Annotated in this window: 20 protein-coding genes and 1 pseudogene; 10 read left to right on the top strand and 11 right to left on the bottom strand. The window is 64.6% G+C overall.

Translation table 11 applies throughout. The features are described 5' to 3' along the window. The first annotated feature begins 125 nt into the window (after nucleotides 1-125). The gene (locus tag IG171_RS01495) at nucleotides 126-404 is read left to right on the top strand and encodes a DUF3263 domain-containing protein (protein ID WP_212129328.1); all 279 of its coding nucleotides are present in this window, start codon (nucleotides 126-128) and stop codon (nucleotides 402-404) included. 33 nt (nucleotides 405-437) lie between these two features. Here IG171_RS01495 and IG171_RS01490 read toward each other — a convergent pair whose 3' ends face one another. Together IG171_RS01490 and IG171_RS01485 are read right to left on the bottom strand one after the other, a co-directional pair. Beyond that, nucleotides 438-632: a hypothetical protein gene (locus tag IG171_RS01490; protein ID WP_212129326.1), complete on the bottom strand. Its 195-nt coding sequence runs from the start codon at nucleotides 630-632 to the stop codon at nucleotides 438-440. Continuing rightward, nucleotides 629-910 (bottom strand): MerR family transcriptional regulator, encoded by a 282-nt coding sequence (locus tag IG171_RS01485; RefSeq protein WP_212129324.1) that lies wholly within the window; start codon nucleotides 908-910, stop codon nucleotides 629-631. Before IG171_RS01485 ends, IG171_RS01490 begins: the two co-directional genes overlap by 4 nt. Nucleotides 911-1,046: 136 nt before the next feature. Here IG171_RS01485 and IG171_RS01480 point away from each other — a divergent pair, with 136 nt between their 5' ends. Next, nucleotides 1,047-1,478 (top strand): HSP20 family small heat-shock protein, encoded by a 432-nt coding sequence (locus tag IG171_RS01480; RefSeq protein WP_212131466.1) that lies wholly within the window; start codon nucleotides 1,047-1,049, stop codon nucleotides 1,476-1,478. A gap of 646 nt (nucleotides 1,479-2,124) precedes the next feature. On the opposite strand, the gene IG171_RS18950 is transcribed toward IG171_RS01480, so the two are convergent. The 6 genes and pseudogenes from IG171_RS18950 to IG171_RS01455 form a co-directional block, all read right to left on the bottom strand. After that, a complete protein-coding gene (locus IG171_RS18950) occupies nucleotides 2,125-3,015 on the bottom strand; it encodes an XdhC family protein (protein WP_249203925.1) in 891 nt (296 codons plus the stop codon). Nucleotides 3,016-3,241: 226 nt separating this feature from the next. Further along, nucleotides 3,242-3,418, bottom strand: a pseudogene (locus IG171_RS18945) (XdhC family protein); the annotation flags it as partial. 227 nt (nucleotides 3,419-3,645) lie between these two features. Next, complete coding sequence (locus IG171_RS01470; RefSeq protein ID WP_212129322.1) at nucleotides 3,646-3,789, bottom strand: GPGG-motif small membrane protein; 144 nt, start codon at nucleotides 3,787-3,789, stop codon at nucleotides 3,646-3,648. Between the two features lie 197 nt (nucleotides 3,790-3,986). Beyond that, entirely contained in the window at nucleotides 3,987-4,520 is a 534-nt protein-coding gene (locus tag IG171_RS01465; RefSeq protein WP_212129320.1) for a DUF2231 domain-containing protein, read from the bottom strand. A 22-nt stretch (nucleotides 4,521-4,542) separates the two neighbouring features. After that, on the bottom strand, nucleotides 4,543-5,091 hold the full coding sequence (locus IG171_RS01460; protein WP_212129318.1) for a hypothetical protein: 549 nt from the start codon (nucleotides 5,089-5,091) through the stop codon (nucleotides 4,543-4,545). 223 nt (nucleotides 5,092-5,314) lie between these two features. After that, nucleotides 5,315-6,685 carry a hypothetical protein gene (locus IG171_RS01455; RefSeq protein ID WP_212129316.1) on the bottom strand — a complete coding sequence of 457 codons (1,371 nt, stop codon included), beginning with the start codon at nucleotides 6,683-6,685 and terminating at the stop codon, nucleotides 5,315-5,317. A 233-nt stretch (nucleotides 6,686-6,918) separates the two neighbouring features. Here IG171_RS01455 and IG171_RS01450 point away from each other — a divergent pair, with 233 nt between their 5' ends. The 4 genes from IG171_RS01450 to IG171_RS01435 all read left to right on the top strand — a co-directional run bounded on the left by IG171_RS01450 (nucleotide 6,919) and on the right by IG171_RS01435 (nucleotide 8,543). Beyond that, nucleotides 6,919-7,335, top strand: a complete 417-nt coding sequence (locus IG171_RS01450; protein WP_212129314.1) for a ChaB family protein — start codon at nucleotides 6,919-6,921, stop codon at nucleotides 7,333-7,335. A 124-nt stretch (nucleotides 7,336-7,459) separates the two neighbouring features. After that, nucleotides 7,460-7,603, top strand: a complete 144-nt coding sequence (locus tag IG171_RS01445; RefSeq protein ID WP_212129312.1) for a hypothetical protein — start codon at nucleotides 7,460-7,462, stop codon at nucleotides 7,601-7,603. Between the two features lie 279 nt (nucleotides 7,604-7,882). Further along, the gene (locus IG171_RS01440; RefSeq protein ID WP_212129310.1) at nucleotides 7,883-8,167 is read left to right on the top strand and encodes a DUF6480 family protein; all 285 of its coding nucleotides are present in this window, start codon (nucleotides 7,883-7,885) and stop codon (nucleotides 8,165-8,167) included. A 226-nt stretch (nucleotides 8,168-8,393) separates the two neighbouring features. Next, nucleotides 8,394-8,543: a hypothetical protein gene (locus tag IG171_RS01435; protein WP_212129308.1), complete on the top strand. Its 150-nt coding sequence runs from the start codon at nucleotides 8,394-8,396 to the stop codon at nucleotides 8,541-8,543. A gap of 248 nt (nucleotides 8,544-8,791) precedes the next feature. Here the strand turns inward: IG171_RS01435 and IG171_RS01430 are convergent, their stop codons facing one another. From IG171_RS01430 to IG171_RS01420, 3 genes are all read right to left on the bottom strand, one after another. Beyond that, nucleotides 8,792-9,214 carry an organic hydroperoxide resistance protein gene (locus IG171_RS01430; protein ID WP_212129306.1) on the bottom strand — a complete coding sequence of 141 codons (423 nt, stop codon included), beginning with the start codon at nucleotides 9,212-9,214 and terminating at the stop codon, nucleotides 8,792-8,794. A gap of 61 nt (nucleotides 9,215-9,275) precedes the next feature. Further along, the gene (locus tag IG171_RS01425) at nucleotides 9,276-9,692 is read right to left on the bottom strand and encodes a ChaB family protein (RefSeq protein WP_212129304.1); all 417 of its coding nucleotides are present in this window, start codon (nucleotides 9,690-9,692) and stop codon (nucleotides 9,276-9,278) included. Nucleotides 9,693-9,794: 102 nt separating this feature from the next. Further along, on the bottom strand, nucleotides 9,795-12,266 hold the full coding sequence (locus IG171_RS01420) for an ATP-dependent DNA ligase (protein WP_212129303.1): 2,472 nt from the start codon (nucleotides 12,264-12,266) through the stop codon (nucleotides 9,795-9,797). A 210-nt stretch (nucleotides 12,267-12,476) separates the two neighbouring features. On the opposite strand from IG171_RS01420, the gene IG171_RS01415 reads away from it, so the two are divergent. From IG171_RS01415 to IG171_RS01400, 4 genes are all read left to right on the top strand, one after another. Next, the gene (locus tag IG171_RS01415) at nucleotides 12,477-13,895 is read left to right on the top strand and encodes an MFS transporter (protein WP_212129302.1); all 1,419 of its coding nucleotides are present in this window, start codon (nucleotides 12,477-12,479) and stop codon (nucleotides 13,893-13,895) included. 105 nt (nucleotides 13,896-14,000) lie between these two features. Beyond that, nucleotides 14,001-14,282, top strand: a complete 282-nt coding sequence (locus tag IG171_RS01410; protein WP_212129301.1) for a hypothetical protein — start codon at nucleotides 14,001-14,003, stop codon at nucleotides 14,280-14,282. Nucleotides 14,283-14,412: 130 nt separating this feature from the next. Beyond that, a complete protein-coding gene (locus IG171_RS01405; protein WP_249203921.1) occupies nucleotides 14,413-15,663 on the top strand; it encodes a cytochrome P450 in 1,251 nt (416 codons plus the stop codon). A 100-nt stretch (nucleotides 15,664-15,763) separates the two neighbouring features. After that, nucleotides 15,764-17,356, top strand: coding sequence for an FMN-binding glutamate synthase family protein (locus tag IG171_RS01400; protein WP_212129300.1), 1,593 nt, complete (start codon nucleotides 15,764-15,766; stop codon nucleotides 17,354-17,356). Nucleotides 17,357-17,383: the final 27 nt, after the last annotated feature.

Genomic DNA, 17,383 nt, shown 5'->3' with positions numbered 1-17,383 from the left:
GCCAGCTCAGCCGCGGACAACTGCGTCGGACTGGCCGGCGAGCGGTCCCCCTGAATCGAGGTGACCAAGACAGAGTGAGCAGCGACATACGCGGTGTCGAATTCTGCTGTGTCACAATGGTCTCCATGGTCCCCGGCACTGTGCACGAACTGTCCGAGCATGATCGGTTGATCCTCGACTTCGAGAAGACTGCGTCTACTGCGGCGGGGCGACGCGAGTTGTGCCAGCGAATCGAACTTCCAGCAGAGAGGTACGCCATCGTGCTCGAGGGGATCGTGGATACGGACGCCGCATACGGTTACGCCCCGGACGTTGTGGAGCGGGTGAGGCGGTTGCGGGCGGAACGGTTCGCATTCGAACGCCGGCAAGGCCGATGGAAGAAGCACAGCAACTTCCCCCTATAGCCCGATAGGCCGCCATCAGATCAGCGCGGCTTCTCACTCGTCTTCATCATCAACCTCGACAACGATGGATTGATCGGCAACATCGCCCACATCCGCCTCGCGGATTGTTCCCCAGTGAGGCTCAGCCTCTTCGTAACCGTCGTCGATATGCGTTGCTGCGTCGACGAGCTGTTCGTTCCAGTCCGGTCCGGGCACTTCGACGCCGGGGAGGACACTGTCTGCCATCATTGCATCCTCCTCAATTCGTACCGAAGCGAGGTGTTCTCATCCTGCAGATCGAGAATGATTCCGATGCTGGCGAGATTCGCGCCCGCGTCAACCAGCTCCCGCACACGCCGCAGACGAGCAATATCCTCGCGACTGAACCGCCGCGTCCCGCCCTCACTTCGCATAGGCGTCACGAGGCCGCGAGCCTCGTATTGCCGCAATGACTGCACCCCGACACCGGTCAGCTCCGCAACATGCGAAATCGAGAACAAGCGCCCACCAGACGCTGAAGTCACCATCTCCCCATGTCCCAAAATTCCTCCTGAAACAGTGTTGACATTCGCACTCTAATCGACTACATCATATGTCTATCAGATGATGTAGATCATATCATCTGCGCGAATTCACTATCCAGCAAAGGAGGTTTCACCAATGATCATGATGCGCACTGACCCATTCCGCGAAGTCGAGCGCCTGAGCAGAGAAATCTTCGGAGTCACCGGGACAACGGCTCGCCCCGTGATGATGCCGATGGACGCCTGGCGCGACGGCGATACTTTCCGCGTCGAGCTCGACCTGCCAGGAATTGATCCTGACGACATCGACCTCGATGTTGAGAACAACGTCGTCACCGTCAAAGCTGAACGGCCCGGCCCCGACCACGGGGAGTCTTCGGTCGCGGCAGAGCGGCCCCGCGGGACCTTCAGCCGTCAGCTCGTCCTCGGCGACAACCTCGACACCAGCAACATCACGGCGAACTACGACGCCGGTGTGCTCACACTCAGCATCCCGGTCGCGGAATCAGCGAAACCCCGCAAGATCGCCATCAACTCAGGCTCTGCTGAACCGGCAGCCATCAGCGCCTGACCACAACTGGTGGGGTGTTCCCATGCAGACGTGTGCACCAGACGTCCAGCTGGGTATCGATGCTGCGTTCTGGGCGATCATCCTCAGCCACCGCGAACTGCGGGACCTCGACACGAGTCACCACACAGGTGATGGACCGCAGGTCGTGAGTCATTGCGGGTGCCGGGTCTTCAGGCACTCCGCACCGTGGCTGCTGTTCCGGTCGCCCCGCCTCTCAGCAGGCCAGGTTATCGCCCACCGAATCCTCGCTTGTCAGCGTTCTCCTCCCCGGTTCAACGGCGCTGAGATCTTCGTTGAAAGGAGGTGAGACGTTTCCGCACCCAGGTTGAGCTACACAGCCGTGTGGTCGCGTCCGCAAGTCTTTCTACCAGTGTGCTCGACGCAAGATGCGCGGCAGTGACGTCACAATGACGATGAAATGATGCGGGCCCGTCCACGGCTTCCCCTTCTGGCCCCGGGGGATCCCCCGGGGCCAGACCATGTTCGGTTGAGATGAGAGATGAGGAGACCGTGTTGGTTAGCTTCTTGGAGAAACTGTTGATTGTCTGGCCCTGGCACGCTCGAGCACTCGCTCGCGCACTTATCGGCAAGACTGCCACAGTCCGCCAACGCCCATGACTGAGCGATCATCGCATACGAATGCTTCCTAGCGCTCGTCATGAGTTGTAGTCCTGAAGGTGAGGTCGTATCGCACGCCAGGGGCAGGCACCACGAGGAACAACAGAATGCTATAACTGACATATCGAAGTCGAATGCGAAGATGCAGCCAGCGACTGGCGACTCCTTTCGCCTCAGTGAAGAGGCGAATCTTCCCGTTCGTCGCTGAGGGGAACGACCTGCCGGCGGCCACCGCGTACAGCGAGGATCTCTGCGAGGATCGACACAGCCACCTCGGCGGGGGTGAACGTCTCCAGATGGAGACCGATCGCGAATGCAACCGTGCCAGTGCTGGGCTCGCCACTCCCGCTTCGCGCAGCGCGGCGCGGCGGTCGCGGTCGCTGCGCCGCGAGCCCATCGCCCCAACGTAGGCCACGTCGAGGTCGAGTGCGACGGCCAGGGTGGGGATGTCGACCTTCGGGTCGTGGCTGAGGACGCAGATCATGCTCCGGGTGTCGAACTCACCGGTGGCGGCCGCTTCGGTGAGGAATCGGTGCGGCCAGGCCCGAACCACCTCGGCGCCGGGAAACGATGTCTGGTCGGCGAAGGACGGACGGGGGTCGCAGACGGTAATGCGCAGTCCCAAGGGTCTGGCCGCTTCGACGAGGGCGAGACTGAAGGCGTTGGCTCCGACGACCAGCAGATGGGCCGGCTCGATGCGGGTCTCGACGAAGAGCTCGATCGGCTCGCTCCCGCCCTCCGGCGGGGCAAGCCGGACTCTGCCGGTGCGACCGCTGCGGATGAAGGCCCCGACGCGCTGCGCGGGCGGTCTCGAGCACGGCTTCGGGCAGCAGAGGACGGAGACTGACGGCCAGGGCGTCGGCGCTCGGCCCAGTGCTCTCGTCCACAGCTGCGGCTGAGACGGCTGCCGCTGTGACACAGGTGTCGTCGGCTGAGGGCAGCCGCAGCACCACGGCGACCGGTTCGCTCCCACCGGTGTCTGTCCGCAGGCCGGGGCATCCTGAGTGGAAGGGCTGGATGAGCACGTCGATGCGGCCGCCGCACATGAGTCCGACGGCAAAGGCATCTTCGTCGCTGTAGCCGAAACCCTGCACCGCGGCGCAGCCAGTGGCAAGCGCGTCCTGACACGCCTCGAGCACGGCCCCTTCGACGCAGCCGCCGGTGAGGGAGCCGACGATTCCGCCGGTGGCCTCGACGAGCATCGATGCTCCCGCAGGGCGCGGGACCGAGCCCTCGGTCGCGATGATCGTCGCGACCGCGACATCCTGCGGCTCCTTCGAGTCGAAGAGCCGCGTCGCAGCGGAAGAGAGAACGTCGAGCATGGGCCGAGACTATACCGTCGGCGTCGATCGCATCGAGCATGGCTCGCAGAGGGTGGTGCCATCGGTGCAGATGTCGAGCTCTGACTGCTCGACCGTCGAACTGAACGTGCCCGGCCGCGGCGCGGTCCGGGGCGCGGCTTCCGCCCTCGCTGCTGGATCAGGTCGATGGCCATCGAGGCGGAGGGATGGGAGACACCACCCCATCCCTTCCGATCCCTCCGCCCGTCTCAGGTGAAGATGCTCACTCCCCCGGGCCCGACGAGGCAGCCGACGACGATGAGCACAACTCCCCAGAGAATCTGCTTCCGGAAGATGGCGAAGATTCCTGAGATGACGAGGATCGCTGCGAGGATCCAGAGGATGCCAGCCATGGCTACTCCTTCATTCGGTGGCTGCGAAGGCAGCTTACCGGCAACCGGCTCGCCTTCGAACCGCCAATCTAACACCGCGTCGCCGCCCTGTCAGGACGGCGACGATGCCTCAGCGGGTGGAATCGCGGAAAGCGAGTCCGGTGGAAGAGCGAGCGCAACGCCCGAGGTTCCGGCTGAGGTCCGCGCCGTTCGTCGGTTCACTTGGAGGCGGTGCGCTTGACGCCGACTCCCTGGGCGTAGGTCAGGTGCCCACCGAGGTAGCCGCCGACTCCCACTGCTAAGAGTCCGGCGAGCGACAGGACGACTCCCGTCTTCCGATGCCCTTTCGCTCGGACCAACCAGGAGGCCGCCTGCAGGGAGGTGCCGACCGAATTGGCCAGCGCGTGGACGATGCCCACTCGTTGAGCCGGGCCGTGGACTTCGCTCCAGTCGGAGACACCCGACAACGCGGTCGGCATGGCCGAGAGCACACCGATTCCGACGAGTCTCTTCGCGACCGCTGCGTTCTCCTCCCCACCGGTGAGATCGAGCAGTGTGGCCATCGACCACGCTCCGATGGGGATGTCCGTGAGCATCGGGTGCAGCGGATGCCCGAGCCACGCACCCGACAGCGCATCCTTCACCGGACCGAACTCCGTCACGCTGCCCGCGGCCTTCGACAGTGGTGCGGAGAGCGGGTCGAGAGCGCGTCCCGATTCGATCTTTTCCATGGTCGTGTTGAGGAACTTCATCTCTGTCACCTTTCGTCTGTGATCACAGTGTTGTGGCCCGACCGCTCCGTCTCGGCTGCCGGCCCCGGGCCTCCGCCCGGTAATCCCGCAGGGGCGCAGCTCCGGAGTCGAAGGCGTCGAGGATGTCCTCGACGCTTCGCCAGCCCTCCTCGGCGGCATCACCGAGGACGCTGATCGTCGGATCGCCGCCGAGGAGGGAGTAGGTATGGGGTGGTCGACGGAAGGTGACAGCTGTCTCCTGGCGCGGGCTGCCGACCGCCTTTCCCGAGCGCAGCGTCGCGGGAACGTCGCTCCACCGCCAGATGTCGACCTCGAGTGTCACCTGCGCGAATGTCTCGGTTTCGTTCGCGGGATCGACACCGTCCTCGGTGGTGTAGGCCGGAAGGCTGCGCCCGTCGAGATTGCCGGCCGCACAGCGGCAGCGGATGACCGCTGTCGACGGGTCGTCGTCCCAGATCCTCGTCGACCGCAGCACGTGGACGGTCAGCGCCGGAAGTTCGCCGCGGTCGAAGTTCAGGGGCAGGTCCCTCATCACCAGCGCCATGACCTGAAGCAGATGGGATCGGATCATGTCCCTGATCCGGGAGGCGAGATCTCCCGGGGCCCCACGTTCACGAAGTTCTTCATGGCATCCATGTCGTGGACCCTACGCCCGTTCCTGGGTATGGGGCACCCCCCCTCAAAATGCGCTCCAGGATCTGTTTCTCTGGCTCCAAGGGCACCGCTCGCCGCTGCGCGGACCGCGCACCGCGTGAGGACTGTGCGCTGCTGTCGGTGCCGAACGGGACAAGCACTCAAGCCTCTGCGTCGTTGTCGGTGTCGCGTCGTTCGCGGCGTTCGTTTTCGCGCTTGCTGTACGTTGCTCGCCGAATCTCATCATCGCTGTCGAAGTTGGAGCCGAGTGCCCCGGCCAATGTGCCCAGACAAGCCGCCAACCACGCGAGCTTCGGGTAGTTGAAGAAGCTCACGGGATGCATGAGTTCGGAACGAAGCTGACTGGCATCGACGACGGCCAGCCCCAGTGCGAGCAGGAAGGCGAACAGGACCAGGAACATCAGGACCACACTGGTGCCCACCATGATGACCGTGGTGGTGCTGTCCAGCCCGCCCTGCCATGCGTACACCGCATCGCGTCGCTTGGTCCACAGGCTGTTGCGGAAGATCAGCCAGAAGGTCAGCGCCGCGATGACGAGGAGACTGATCAGGAGCAGACGCGCCGGAGGCAGGGAATCGGCCAATGTCCACATCGAACTGTAGAAGACACCGAATGTGCCCACCGCGGCTGCCGCTGCGATGGAGGTGGTCAGCGCGGGAAGCATCCGCCCGGGCCGATTGCTGCGCACCATTCCCGTCAGCAGCCGCAGCCGGTTGAGCCACCCGGGCATCACGATGTAGGCGGTGTCATCCCGTCCCAGGCTGGCGTCCCCGCGGTCCCCGCGCGCACTTCTGAGTTTCGCGACCGATCGCACGGAGTCCTCCAACGAGTTCTGCCCTGTTCCTTCGTGCGTCGAGGAGATGAGCGCAACCACCAGATTCCGTGTCTGCGCCATAAGACGATGAGCACCCAACGCCGGAACTGAAACCAGCAGTGCCCGATTGGCGATGCTGACTTCGCACAGCAACGGCTCTGTGTCGTGGTGGCGAGGCAGTTCGGTCAGGTACACGAAGTAGTCCCACTCGTACCGGCTTCTCAGGTCTTCAGCTCTGTACATGAGGGGGATATCGCCGTCAGGGGTGAGTGAGAACGATTCCTCGCTGACATCGACGTTCCACTCGACATCCTCGATACGGTCGGCCAGTTCTCGTTGCAGAGACTCTACAACCGACTCAGCGATCTTCCGCGGCACCCCGGGGTCGGCCATCAGTCCGACAACCTTAGCTTCTGAGCCCATTCGACCATCCTGAATCACGGGACCGCTGCCGTCTACCCCCGCAGTGCGTGGGACACCGCGTGCCCCACGCACTGCGGGGAGCGGCCTGAGGGGGCTAGCCAGTGCTGGGAACCTGCGTTTCAATGGGGGAATGAGAGCGTTCTGGACCGGATTCATCGCCTCCGGCCTTGTGAACGTGCCCGTGAAGCTGCACTCAGCCACGGAGAACAACGACGTGAGAATGCACCAGGTCCACGCGAAGAAGACGGCGGGCGGATCCGCAACAAGCACCACTGCGAGAAGTGCGGCAAGGTCCTGGACTGCGGGGCGATCGACCGCCTCGGCACGATCTTCGAGGAGGAATGGGCCCAGAGCGAATCCGCACACCTTTCGAATGGCGCGGCCACCGATACGTCGTCCACGACCATGTCATCCTCAGCCTCTACGGCGCCCGCCGCGACAGACGTCCCACCAAGCACCTGACCGAAACCTCAAGCCGATCACGACACGATAGGAGCTGTTCCAGCATGCCGAAGACGACGAAGACAGGAAAGCCGAAGGAGAGCGAGCTGCCCTCGACGCTGGAGAAGTCGAGCAAGAAGGCGCAGCGGACCTTCGCCAAAGCCTATGACTCGGCCATCGACCAGTACGGAGACGAGAAGCGCGCTCACCAGGTCGCCTACGACGCGCTCAAACACAGCTATGAGAAGGTCGGCGACAAGTGGGAGGAGAAGGACTCCTCCGGCCCGTCGGACGCGCAGAGCTCCGGCGGCAAGAACACCGACCGCACGACTGCCGGCGGAATCGACGCGAAAGCCTCGAAGGAGCACCTCTACGAGCAGGCGAAGAGACTGGAGGTCTCGGGACGATCGTCGATGACGAAGAAGGAACTCGTCGACGCACTTGAGAACGAAAGCAAGCGGAAGACGAAGCAGAATTCCTGATGAGTGGCGCACGCGGCGAAAACGAAGCGGCATGGAGAGATTCTCCGGCAGCCGAATTTCGGGACCACCGTCAGGATTTGCGCCCCGCTGCCCTCAGAGACGTGCTTTCAGAGATCGGAGCATCATGACAGATGCAGCCACCATGCCCGAATCGCACGGATCCGAGGGCGCCCGGAGGGAGAAAGCCGAGAAGGGTTCCCACGAGTATGTCGCCCGCCTCGAACAGCAGGCCTGGTTCATCAGCGCACAGGCCCGTGCACCGCACTGAGCCGGCCGCTCACCCACAGTCAAGGAGGAGAAGCTGATGACCGCGCTCGAGCACCTCGATTCCGGGTCGTCGATCGTCCACAGCACCTCCGGCAGGCGTATTCGCCTTCCGCCACCACATCGACTGTGTGTCGACGAAAGCGGCGATCAACAACTTCACGAAGGGGCCTGTCACTCAGCTCGCGCCGAAGGGCATCCGAGTGGATCGGTGAGACCCTCAACGGCAGCTGCCCGTCCGTTCCAGGGGCGGCCCTCGAGGCCGTGAGACCGGAAGGAGACAATGATGAGTTCACCCGATGACGAACAACCGAGGCCGAACACCGACCGGCACGGCACCGGCAACCCCAACCTCGATCCGAGCCCGGCCGGCGATCCCGACCTCGAGGAGGGCGGAGGCGTCCCCCCGGGTGCCACTCCTCCGGAGTCGCATTCGGCGACCGCTTCGCCGCCCCACCCACCAGCGGCACGGCCGCCGGGGACGAAATGGGTGATCGTCGGAATCGGTTCCGTGCTGGCGATCATCGTATTCTTCTTCGTCGCCTATGTCGTCGGCATCTTCGGCTGATCCGATGGCCTCCGGACCTCATCGGGCGCGGCCCTGTCTCGGCAGCCGGCGAATGCGAGAGAGAGCCCTCTTGGCCCCAAGCCCGGTCCTGCCCCGACCATCCGCCCGCCTCATCGGCTGCGGACGAGCCTCTCAGGCACGGCAACAGGCCGCGGTCGACGCCGCAGGCGCGCTCCATATCGGCGCTGGCAGCGGGCGGAGGAACTGCAGACTCAGCACGCGAGCGGTGGCTGAGCAGTGTCACCTCGCAGAGGAGCGCACCGCCCATCGCGGCAGTGCGCGAGCGATGCTCGAGCTCGCTCTCGAGGACGAGGCAGAAGAGGCACCCGATCGCGAGGATGACGACGTGGGCCTGCAGCGGAACGGAGTTGTCTGATCAGGTCGGGGGCCACTGTTCCGTCGAGCATCGCGTGGTGGAACCGGTCCGTGTCGAGCGAGTTCGCCGAGGACCCGGCCGACAATGACATCGGTGCTCGAAGCCGAAGATGAGGGTTTGAGAATGGGGACGAGTGCTGTGGCTGTGAGTTCATTGTCCATATGGTCACGCTGCCCCGCATGGTGGCGGACTTCAGCACCCTCGCCGAAGACGAGGAGGGCTGAAGTCCCGCACCACTGTCAGCACGCTCAGACAGCGACGACTTCGACCGGGATGTTGCCTCGCGTGGCCTTCGAGTACGGGCAGAGCTCGTGAGCACGGTCGACGGCCTTCTGCGCGGTGTCTCGGTCGACATCGGGGATGGCAACCTCGAGCTTGACCGACAGGCCGAAGCTCTCGCCCTCCTTGCCGATCCCCACTTGGGCGTTGACGACGGACTTCGAGGTGTCGATGCCCTGTTCCTTGCCCGCCAGGCCCAGCGCGGCCTGGAAGCAGCCGCCGTAGCCGACGGCGAAGAGCTGCTCGGGGTTGGTTCCGCCGCCCGGTCCGCCCTGCTCCTTGGGGGTGCGCAGGTCGACGTCGACCATCTTGTCGTCGGTGGCACCGTGTCCGTCACGTCCGCCGGTGATCTCTGCCTTCGCGGTGTAGGCGATGCTCTCAGGTGTGTTCATTCTCTTCTCCTTCTGGTCATGGCTGAGGTGGGCTCAGCCACCTGTCTTCGTGCAGGAACATTCAGGACGTGATCTTCGTCTTCCGGCTGCTCTCGCGTTCGAGTGCGTCGACGAGTTCGTCCTTGGTCATTGTGGAGCGGCCCGAGATGCCGAGCTTCTTCGCCTCAGAGTAGAGGTGATCCTTCGTGGCATTGGCGTCGATGCCGCCTGCCGTCCTGCGGTCGGTGTTCTTCCCGCCCTGGCTCTGGGCGTCCGAGGGGCCCGATGAGGACTTGGCCTTCCACCGGTCGCCGACCTTCTCGAATGTGTGCTTGAGCGTGTCGTAAGCCACCCGGTGGGCGATCTCCTCATCGTGGTATTCGTCCATGGCCCCGTCATAGGCCTTGGCGAATGTCCGCTGGGCTTTCTGGCTCGAACGTTTCAGTGTTGCGGGCAGCTCCGATTTCTTCGGTGCTCCCGAACTGCTTGTCTTCGGCATGATGACCACTTCTCCTCAAAGGTATCGGGGTCACGCTGATATCGACGATAACGCAGTTCCACCATTCCCGTAAGGGGGGCGCAGCATCACCATCGCTCCAAGTCAGACGCGTACGTCGTCGGGGTCGATGTCATCGCGCAAGCCGCTCCAGACGGGGTGTCGCAGACGTCCCGCCTCCGTTTCCCCTGAAAAGCGGACCTCACCGACGAGGGTGGGGCGGACCCACTGCGCATCGCGTGATTCGGCGGCCGGGACCTGCAGCGGCGGTGTCTTCCGTCTCAGCCGATCGAGCTTGCTGCGCAGTGAGGTCAGCGCGTGCTCATCGAAGCCGGTGCCGACGCGTCCCAGGTAGACGAGTTCGCTTCCCTCATGGGCGGCCAGCAGCAGGGACGCGAAAGTGGCCGAGCGCTCTCCCGTGCCGGTGCGCCAGCCGACGATGATGACGTCGCGGGTCATGGCGTGCTTGAGCTTCACCCATGTCTGCGTGCGTCGACCGGGCAGGTAGATGCTGTCTCTGCGCTTGGCCATCACGCCTTCGAGTCCGAGCTTCTTGCTCGACTCCATGGCGTCGTCGATGTCCCCGTCGAAGGCCTCCGGGACATGGATGCTCTCGCCTTCGGATACGTGGTCGCTGAGCCGCTGCCGTCGATCGGAATAGGGCACGCGCAGAAGAGAGTCCTCTCCTTCCTCGAGCACGTCGAAGACCATGAGGTGCACCGGAGTTCTGCCACGCTCGCGCTCGACGTCGCGTGCCCGGCTCAGCCCCATACGGTGCTGGAGGCGCCCGAAGTCGGGGCGACTGCCGTGCCCGAGCGCGACGATCTCGCCGTCGAGGACGCAGTCGGCATCGACGCAGTCCGACAGTTCGGCCAGTTCGGGATAGGTCCCCGTCATGTCCTTGCCGTTGCGGCTGGTGAGGACCACTTCTCCGGGAGAGTCTCCGCTGGCCGCCCTGACCGTGGCGAGGGCTCGGATCCCGTCCCATTTCATCTCGAACGCCCAGTCCTCGGCATCTCGTCGCACGGAGTCCAGGTCTCCGATGCGGGCGAGCATCGGTTGGATGTCCGACGGCCGGATCCCGCCATTCTGTTCGCTCGCGGTCCTCGGCCGGGTCTTCGATGGTCGCCGGTCGGGCTTCGAATCCTGCCCGGCGATGAGGTGGATCATCCAGTTCTTCTCCGGGTCCTTGTTCGGCCCGCTCTCACCGGTGTTGAACAGGGCGAACCGGCGCACTCCCCCGAGCCCGCCGTCCTCGCGTCCGTGGAGGACGGCGATGATCTCGCGCCCGTCGTCCCATTTCTCGACCTCGACGGTTCCGGCGTCCCAGATCGAGACCTCGCCGGCACCGTATTGGCCGTTGGGGATCCGCCCTTCGAAATCGGCGTACTCGAGCGGATGGTCCTCGGTCTGGACCGCAAGACGATTGTGCTGCGGATCGGTCGGCGGGCCCTTCGGCAGAGCCCAGGAGACGAGCACTCCTTCGCGTTCGAGTCGGAAATCCCAGTGCAGAGTGCTCGCGTGGTGCTCCTGGATGACGAAGCTGAGATCGCTTCCGCTGGAGCCGTGTCTGTCGGGAATCGGCTCATCCGTGTGCTTCGGATCCCGTCTGCTCCGGTAGATCTCCAAACGATCGCGCTCCTGCGGTGCTTCGACGCTGCCGCCGGTCGCCTCGGTGAGGGACTCGAGCAGGTCTCCGTCATCGTCGAGCCGGTCGAGGACCTCTTCGAACCGCAGCTGAACGACGGCCGCCGGATCGTCGAATTCGTCCCATGTGCGGGGCGCGGCGACCGTCGGAGTGAGTCGACCGCGCAGGGAGTAGGGGGCGATGGTCGTCTTCGCCGCCGAGTTCTGCGACCAGTCGATGAACACTCTGTTCTCCCGCAGGGTCTTCTTCATCGCCGACACGATCAGGTCCCTGTGATCGGATTCCAGACTGCGGGCGAGTTCGTGGGCGACATCGGAGATCTCCTGGGATGTCGCGCTCCCGTCCAGCGGTGCGTAGACATGGACGCCCTTCGAACCGCTGGTCACGGGGAAGACCTCGAGATCCATCCCTTCGAGCAGCTGTCTCACCAGCTGTGCGACCTCGACGCAGTCGGCCAGCCCTCGCCCCGGGCCGGGATCGAGGTCGAAGACCATCCGATCCGGGTGCCTGCTGTTCGAGGTGATGGTGCCGGGGTCCTCGGCACCGGGGGCCACCGACCACTGCGGCACATGGATCTCGAGTGAGGCCATCTGGGCCGCATAGGTCAGCGTGGCCAGATCGTTGATCAGCGGGTAGCGCTTGCGGCCGGTGGAATGTCGGATCGAGCGCGAGGGGATCCATGACGGCGCCGAATCGGGGAGGTCCTTTTCGAAGAACACCTGCCCCGGCTCCTCGGCGGTGCCGACACCGTCGACCCAGCGTTTGCGCGTGGCGATGCGGTTCCTGGCATGACGAATGAAGGGCTCGGCAACATTGGCGAAGTAGTCGAGGACTTCGCCCTTGGTCGTCCCCGTCTCCGGGTAGAGGATCTTGTCGAGATTGGTCAGCGTCAGCCGATGGCCGTCGACGGTGACCTTCTGCTCTGGCATGGGCACCTCCTGTGTGCGGCCAGGCTACTCGCATTCCCCGCAGCGCACGAGGGGGGGGTGGTCACAGGTCGAGGGCCTGGTGGTAATCTTCCGAGCACAGACGCCGACCTTGCCTGATGCAGGGTTTCGGACCAAGACGGTCCGACTCAGTTGAGCGACGTGGAACCGGGTGCGAGCTCGCACCCGAAGACAGTCGGGAGGTTGAGAAATATGAGCGAATCGTCGCATGACGAGAAGATCCCCACTCCGGACGGCATCGATATGTCCAAGATGCCGCCGGAGGACAAACGCACTCTCAAGCGCGCCATCGGCGGGTCCGCGCTCGGCAACGCCGTCGAATGGTTCGACTACGGAGTCTACTCCTACGTATCGGTCTACATCGCCAATGCGTTCTTCCCCGGCGAATGGGGCATCGCCCTCACTTTCGCCTTCCTGGCCCTGTCCTTCGTCTTCCGGCCCCTGGGCGGCTTCGTCCTCGGCCCCCTGGGCGACAAGCTCGGACGTCAGCACGTCATGGTCCTGACCATCGTCATGATGACGATTCCGACGACGCTGATCGGCATTCTGCCCACCTATGCCACCCTGGGCGCGTTCGCCCCGATCCTGCTGCTTCTGTGCCGCATGGTCCAAGGCTTCTCCACGGGCGGGGAGTACGGCGGTGCCGCCGTGTACATGGCCGAATCGGCACCGGACAAGCGCCGCGGCTTCTGCGGCTCCTTCCTCGAGCTCGGCACCCTGGCCGGAACCGCCACGGCGGCTCTGGTCTGCACCGTCCTCCTCGTCCTCGTCGGCAGCGACGGCATGGAGGCGGGCTGGTGGCGCCTGCCGTTCCTGCTGACACTGCCGCTGGGTGCGGTCGCGCTGTGGCTGCGGATGAAGCTCGATGAACCGGAGGCCTTTTCCGAAGCGACGTCGCGGCAGAAGACCGCGAAGCAGCCGTTCCGGGCTCTGTTCCGCGGATACTCGAAGCAGATCACCATGCTCATGGCCTTCGTCGTGCTGCTCAACATCGGTCAGTACATGGTGCTGACCTACATGCCGACCTACCTGGCCAACACGCTCGGGCATTCGGAGGTCGAGAGCAACTTCACGCTCGTCGCTCTGCTCGCGGCGATGATGATCGTCATCACTCCGCTGGGGCGGCTGACGGATTCCATCGGCCGCAAACCGGTGCTGTATACCTCGGCGATCGGCTTCATCATCCTCTCCGTGCCGGCGTTCATGCTCATGCACGCCCAGGGCACCGGATGGCAGATCCTCGGCCTGGGCATCATCGCCGCCCTCCAGGTGATGCTCCAGTCCTGCGTGTCCGCGACCCTGCCGGCGATCTTCCCCACGCAGGTGCGCTTCTCCGGCTTCGCCATCGGCTACAACATCTCCACGGCGATCTTCGGCGGCACGACCGCAGCGGTGAACACCTTCGTGATCAAGCAGACGGGGTTCGACCTTTTCCCAGCTTTCTACCTGGTTGCAGCGGGTATCATCGGCCTCATCGGCATTCACTTCTTCAATGAGACAGCGGGACGTCCCATCAACGGCGACACTCCCCCGGGCTCCGAGGACGAGGAACTGGCCGAGATGGGCTACGAGCTCATCGGCTTCAATGGCAACGCCGTCGACGAGGACTAGGAAACCACGTGATCGATCCCGCACTCCCCTCTCACCGCTCGTCTCGACCGCGGCAGTTCGTTTCAGCTCCGGCCGCTCCCGCACGCACCGGCGACGGGAGATGATGTGTACACGCTGCTCAACAACGCCGAATCGTCGAAGTTCGACCTCTACCTGCCCGGGAAGCTCGTGGCGGCCCTGCACTACAAGATCGATGAGGACAAGAACGAAGTCATGCTCATCTACTGCGAGGCCATCGAACCGCGGCAGCCGGACGACCACTGTCAGGAGCTGATGAAGCGAGCCCTCGAGGATCTGCGCAATCGACGGATGAAGATCACCATCACCTGTCCGATCGCGCTGGAGATCGTCAAGGACGCTGCCGACGGCGGCTCGGTCACTGCCTGAACGAGCCGGGTCGGGACCCTAGCAGGATCATCCCGGTAGTGTAACCCCCTGTCCGAGCCTCACGGTCTCGACTAGCGTCGTGACATCGCCCCAGGGGTTCGCGCAGGTCGAACCCCGGAGAGGAGCTCGCATGGACCGCCACAGCTTCAACAGCACCGCTGCGTTCCTGCGCGACGGCTACGCCTTCGCCTCCTCACGCTTCGATGCGTGGGGAACCGATCTGTTCACGACGCGGATGCTGCTCCATCCGACCACTTTCATCCGCGGGGAGGAGGCGGCGGGGCTGTTCTACGACGATGACCGCTTAACTCGCGAAGCGGCGATGCCGCCGACCGTCCAGCATCTGCTTCAGGACAGAGGATCCGTCCAAGCGCTCGACGGTGAGGACCACCGCCTGCGGAAGGCCGCGTTCCTCTCACTCATGCACGCCGACGCCATGAGCCGCCTCGGCGAGATGTTCGCAGAGGAGTGGACGGGCATGCTCGAGGCCATGCCCGGGCCCAGGCGGATCGTTCTGCACGGCTTCGCCCGCGAGGTGCTCACTCGCACGGCCTGCCGATGGGCGGGCGTGCCCGCCGGGGTGACCGACGCACGAGCCCTCAGCAGCGAACTCGGAATGATGATCGACAACGTCGCGAAGGTGGGGCCGGCGAACTGGTTGGCCCAGCTGCGTCGCCGGGGCACCGAACGGTGGGCGGCAGGACTGATCGACGATGTCCGCGACGGGCGGCTTGATCCTGGCGAGGGCACCGCCCTGGCGGTCTTCTCCCATCACACCGATGCCCGCGGTGAGCGGATGACCGCCGAGGTGGCCGCCGTGGAACTCATCAACATCCTCCGCCCGATCCTGGCCGTGGCGCGATTCATCGTATTCGCGGCAGTGGCGCTGACTCGCCATCCGCAGTGGCGGGAGGCATTCGCCGAGGGGGACGAATCCGATCTGGAGCCCTTCGTCCAGGAAGTCCGTCGCTTCTACCCGTTCTTCCCCGCGGTCCCGGGACGGGTCCGGGAGCCATTCACCTGGCGTGGGCACCGCTTTGACCGTGACGACCACGTCATCCTCGACCTCTACGGAACCTGTCACGACCCCCGCCTGTGGCAGGACCCCGAGTGTTTCGATCCCCGCCGCTTCCGCGGGTTCAGCTGGGACGATGATCCGAACACGCTCATCGCTCAAGGGGCCGGTCGGCATTCCGAGAACCACCGCTGTCCGGGCGAATGGAGCACCGTCGAACTGCTCAAACAGGCAGTGCGTCTGCTGGCGTCGCCGAATCTGTCGGTGCCCAGTCAGGACCTCTCGATACCGCTCAACAGGTTCCCGACGCTTCCCCGCAGCGGTTTCATCGTCCATCATCACGGCCCGCCGCACGCTGAGAGCTGAGACCAGCCGCTCCTTCCCAAGTGTGGCCCGGAGGTTCATGATGGAGGACGGAAGCCGCACCGCACGGTCTCGAATTCGACTTCAAGGGTGAGGAGACCCGATGGGACGTTTCCTGGCGATCACAGCAGCCTTCGTCGTCCTGGTGGCCGTCGGGTGGGCTGCCGCTGTGGGGCCGTGGGCGTGGTGGGTGCTCGGCGGAGTGGTTCTGGCCATCATCGCCGTGGCGATCTATGACCTGGTTCAGACGAAGCACTCGATCCTGCGCAACTACCCTGTGGTCGGGCATCTGCGCTTCCTGCTCGAAACGCTCCGGCCGGAACTCCAGCAGTACTTCATCGAGCGCAACTGGGACGGCCGACCGTTCGACCGCGACATCCGCTCGATCGTGTACGAGCGTGCGAAGGGAATCCACGGCGAGAAGGCGTTCGGCACCGAACGCGATGTCAACTCCGTCGGCTACGAATACCTCATCCATTCCACCGCCCCGGTGCCCGAACCGGACCGTCCTCCTCGCGTCGATGTGGGTGGGCCGGACTGTTCGCAGCCCTACAGCATGTCCCTGCTCAACGTCTCGGCCATGAGCTTCGGCTCCTTGTCGCCGAACGCCGTGCGGGCCCTGAACCGAGGGGCCGGCCTCGGCAGGTTCGCCCATGACACCGGCGAGGGCGGGATCTCGCCCTATCATCTCGAGCATAGCGGCGATCTGGTCTGGGAGATCGGAACCGGGTACTTCGGTGCCCGCACCGACGACGGCGATTTCGATCCGGCTCAGTTCCGCGACCAGAGCGCCCGAGACCAGGTGAAGTGCGTATCACTCAAACTCAGCCAGGGCGCCAAGCCCGGCATCGGAGGGGTTCTGCCCGCGGCGAAGGTCAATGCGGAGATCGCGCAGACCCGCAGCATCCCCGAGGGCGTCAAATGTGTGAGCCCGTCGGCACACAAGGTGTTCACGACCCCGATCGAACTCATCGAATTCATCGCGCGCATGCGTGAGCTCTCGGGAGGGAAGCCGGCCGGGTTCAAACTGTGCGTGGGTTCGCGCACCGATGTCCTGGCGATCTGCAAGGCCATGCTCGAGGTCGGCACCGCGCCCGACTTCATCATCGTCGACGGTTCCGAGGGCGGTTCGGGAGCCGCACCCCTGGAATACGAGGACCATATCGGCACACCGCTGACCGACGGTCTGTTCACGGTCCACAATGCCCTCGTCGGCACGGGCCTGCGGGATCGGATCCGCATCGGGGCCAGCGGGAAGATCGCCGCCGGCAACGATGTGGTCAAACGACTCGTCCAAGGTGCCGACTACACGAACTCCGCCCGCGCCATGATGATGGCCGTCGGCTGCATCCAGGCTCAGATCTGCCATACCGGTCAGTGCCCGGTCGGGGTGACCACGCAGGATCCGAAACGGCAGCGGGCCCTGCACGTGGGAGACAAGAGCATGCGCGTGAGGAACTATCAGGAAGCGACCGTCAAGCAGGCCGTCGAGATCATGGCTTCGATGGGCGTCTCCGATCCCCGCGACCTCACACCGGAGCTGCTCCAGCGCAATATCGAACGCTCCGAGCATCGCTCCTATGCCGAACTCTACGAATGGCTGGAACCGGGCGAGCTGGTCTCACAGCCGCCCGAGTCCTGGATGCGCGACTGGTCGGCGGCCGATCCCGCATCGTTCCGCTCCCGCCTGGCCTAGAGGATCCGCTGGCCCAGGGACTCCCGC

It is taken from the genome of Brevibacterium sp. SMBL_HHYL_HB1 (genome assembly GCF_018208375.1).
Classification (GTDB): domain Bacteria; phylum Actinomycetota; class Actinomycetes; order Actinomycetales; family Brevibacteriaceae; genus Brevibacterium; species Brevibacterium intestinavium.
The sequence above is the reverse complement of the archived record's forward strand: the minus strand, read 5'-3'. Positions and strand labels throughout refer to the sequence as shown.